Source organism: Leucobacter sp. NPDC077196, assembly GCF_040687075.1.
Classification (GTDB): Bacteria; Actinomycetota; Actinomycetes; order Actinomycetales; family Microbacteriaceae; genus Leucobacter.
Genome location: NZ_JBFBML010000038.1, coordinates 1 through 3,617, shown reverse-complemented (window position 1 = coordinate 3,617; position 3,617 = coordinate 1). Strand labels below are relative to the sequence as shown.

The following is a 3,617-nucleotide window of genomic DNA, read 5'->3' as shown; positions in this document are numbered from 1 at the left end:
ACCCTGGAAATGGCGCCACTTGAAATCCGTCATCGTTCCGTCCGTCCAATCTCCGCCAAGCATGCTCAAGCTTCACGATTTTTGCAACAGAGCCCTCGCAAGATCACCGTGCGGGCCACCTCGCAAGCCCCGCCCTCCTTCGGCAAGGACGCCCTGGGCACGGGTGCGGATCTGAAACTGATCAACAAGACGAGCGACACGGCCACGTACCGGTTGTCGTTTGATCTGCCGTCGGATGTCTCGGGGTATCAGGGGCTCACGCTGTCGGACACGCTCCCGGACGAGTTGGCGTATCAGTCCGATTCGGGGCTGGCGGGTGCCGCGGCGACCGTGAACGGGCAGGACCTGTCCTGGACGCTGACCCAGGCGCAGATCGCCGCGGCCGCGGGATCCACCGTGTCCGTGGACGTGACGGTGAAGCTGTCGGCGGCCGCGACGTCGCAGGACAACGGCGCGGTCACGAACACCGCCGCCCTGCACGTCGACTACGACCCGTCGATGCCGGACCCGCCGGCGGACCCCGATCCCGCCACGAACACCGAACTCGAGATCGGGCTGCCGGACGCGCCGTCCGGGTTCACGAAGGTGAAGTCGGACGGCGACGGGATCCTCAACAGCCTGGAGGAGACGGCCGAGTACACGATCTCCATGAACGTGCCGGCGGACGTGTCGGAGTACGCGTCGATCGTGGCGACGGACGCCGTGCCGAGCACGTTGCAGATCGTCGGTTCCCCGACGACGGCGTCCGGCACCGCGTCCGCGTCCGGTAACACCGTGACGTGGACGCTGGACACGCCGGCGCAACTGGCGGACGCGGCGGGGAAGACGATCACCCTGACGATCCCCGTCAGGGCGGCAGCGAACGCGACGGCCGCCGACAACGGGGTGATCACGAACACCGCGAACACGACGGTCACCTTCTCGGACGCCTCGACCGAGGACCTCCCGCCGGCCACGAACACGGAGGTGGAGCTGCGGCTGACGCCCGCGCCGACCGGGCTGACGAAGGCGCTGTCGAGCGGCGAGGCGGGCAAGCCCGCATGGGACGCGGGCGTGCTGAATCACGCGGATGACGCGGTGCAGTTCCAGGTGTCGGCGAAGCTTCCGGCGGACGTGCGCAACTACGCGTCGTTCACGCTGATCGATACGCTGCCGGCCGGCCTCGCGGTCGAGGGGACGCCGAGCGTGGACGCGGACGGCGCCGACGTCACCGGCCTCGGCACCTTCACCGCGGCCTCCACCCGGTGGACCGTCGACCTCACCGACGCGTCGAACGCGGCGGCCCTCGCCGGCAAGACCCTCACCATGACCCTCGCGGTCGCGGGCGACGGGATCGATGACACGGACAACGGGACGCTGACGAACACCGGCTCGTGGGCGGTGACGCCCATCCAGGATGCGCAGGATCCGGCCGACCCCGACCCCGACCCCGAGAACGTGGTGGTCTCCTACCCCGAGCCCATCGACCCGGACAGCGTGTTCAAGGACGCGCAGGGCTCGGGCGCCGACCTGAAGCTCATCAACAAGTCGCCGACCTCGCCGGACACCGCGACCTACCGCCTCGGCTTCACCCTCCCGCAGGACGTGTCCGACTACGCGGGCGTCACCCTGACGGACGCACTGCCGGCCGAGCTGGAGTACGTGTCCGACACGGGGCTCGCCGGGGTGAACGCCACGGTCGCCGGCCAGACGCTGACCTGGGCGCTGGATCAGGCGACCGTGCAGGCGAACGCCGGGCAGGCGCTGACCGTGGACGTTGTGGTGAAGGTCGCGTCGGGCGCGATCTCGGCCGACAACGGCGCCCTCACGAACACGGCGACCGTCTCGGTGCAGTGGGATCCGAACCTGCCGGGCGACCAGCAGCCGGAGGACCCGGAGCCGAAGCCGAACACCGAGGTGGAACTGGGCCTGCCCGACCCGCCGGGGGCGTTCACGAAGATCGTCTCCGAGGGCGACGGCGTCCTGGGCTCCCTCGACGAGACCGCGACGTACCGGATCTCGATGAACATCCCGCAGGACGTCAGCGAGTACCAGGAGGTGCGGATCACCGACCAGGTGCCGGCCCTGCTGCAGATCGTCGGCGACCCGGCCACCGACTCCGGCACCTCGAGGTCGCGGGCGCCACGCCCCGCGAACTGGGCCTCAGCCGGGGCGCCGCGCTGCGCGGAAGCCTCGGGGGCGCCTACACGAAGTACGCGGAGCTGTTCCGCGTGCTGGGCGTGGACGAGGAGCGCGAGCGCGACGGCGTCGCGCGGGTCGTCTCCGCGCTGCGCGGCTGGCGGCCGGGGCTGCTCGAGCAGTTCGAGGGGATCGCCGAGGGGGCCGGCGTCGAGCTCTCGCAGGTCGTCGCGCTCAACGCCCGCACCGAGATCATCGCCCTCGGCGAGAAGCCGTCGAGCGAGTGCTCGACGCTCACGGCCGAGATCGGCGACCACCGCTACGGCGTGCAGACCTGGGACTGGCACGTCGAGCTCGATCCGTTCTGGCACACGCACACGGTCTCCGGCCCCGGGCTGCGCTACGCCGGCCTGACCGAGCAGGGCATCCTCTCGAAGATCGGCGTGAACGAGGCCGGCCTGGCCCTGCACTTCAACATCCTCGGGCACCGCGAGGATCGCCCCGACGGTGTGCCCATGCACGTGCTCTCGAGCGTGGTGCTCTCGGAGTGCCGTTCCGTCGACGAGGCCATCGAGCTGATCCGCGAGGCGCCGATCGCGTCGTCCTCGGCGTTCACGATGCTCGACGCGCAGCGCGCAGTGTCGGTCGAGATGAGCCCCGCGGGGGTGTTCGTGATCGAGGCGGTCGCGGGCTCGGTGCAGCGCACCAATCACTTCCAGCACGAGACGCCGCTCGCGGCGCAGAAGTCCGAGATCTACGAGCCCGACTCCTCGGAGCGCCTCGCGCTCGTGCGCGCGCGCCTCGCCGAGGGCCTGCCGGTCGCTCCGGGGGACCTGGTGCGGGTGCTGCTGACCGAGGAGGGCGAGCCGCCGCTCACCTGCCGCGCCGACATGTCCAAGGGCTACGGGGACCGGTGGGCCACCCTCGCGACGCTCATCACCGACCCGGAGGCCCGCACGATCCGGATCCTCGACGGCATGCCCACCGAGGCCGAGACGGGGGAGTGGCGCACGCTGACGGTGTGAGGCGCGGGCACCGGCCGGCGTGCGCCCGCCCATCGGGCACGGGCCGCAGGGCTCCCCCCGGCGCCGGGGGACCGGCCGGCCGGGCGCCTCCCGGGCACCCGGCGGGCTGTCGCCGCCGGGGGCACCGAGCGCCCTCTCCCGATCGCCTGCCGGCTGCGTCGCCCCGTCCCCGACGACTCCGCGCCGTCGGGAGATGCACGATTCTCGCGGGATCTCGACGCCTCCTGACCAGCGCGCATGGGGCGGACTCGCCTCAGCGGCGGAGGACCGGGAGCCGGGAGGCCCGGAGCATCCGCCGATGCGCCGGATGACGAGTCGGTCGAGACGAGGATCTCGTGGGGCGGTGGGTGCCGTGCATCTTTACATAAATCGTTTTACTGGCTCATCGCATTTGTGAGTGTAGAACCGGTCTGAACCCACCAGCCTCGAGCAACGACCTCGCGATGTAGTTCGTGAGGTTCCGGAACCCGAGCG

General features: G+C 70.9%; 1 protein-coding gene and 1 pseudogene. Both read left to right on the top strand.

Annotation, left to right across the window (positions count from 1 at the left end; all coding sequences use genetic code 11):
• Positions 1-9: 9 nt before the first annotated feature.
• A pseudogene (locus tag AB0O71_RS15355) lies at positions 10-1,836 on the top strand (isopeptide-forming domain-containing fimbrial protein); the annotation flags it as partial.
• Positions 1,833-3,143, top strand: coding sequence for a C45 family peptidase (locus AB0O71_RS15350; protein ID WP_228145654.1), 1,311 nt, complete (start codon positions 1,833-1,835; stop codon positions 3,141-3,143). The pseudogene AB0O71_RS15355 and the gene AB0O71_RS15350, both read left to right, overlap by 4 nt.
• The last annotated feature ends 474 nt before the right edge of the window (positions 3,144-3,617 follow it).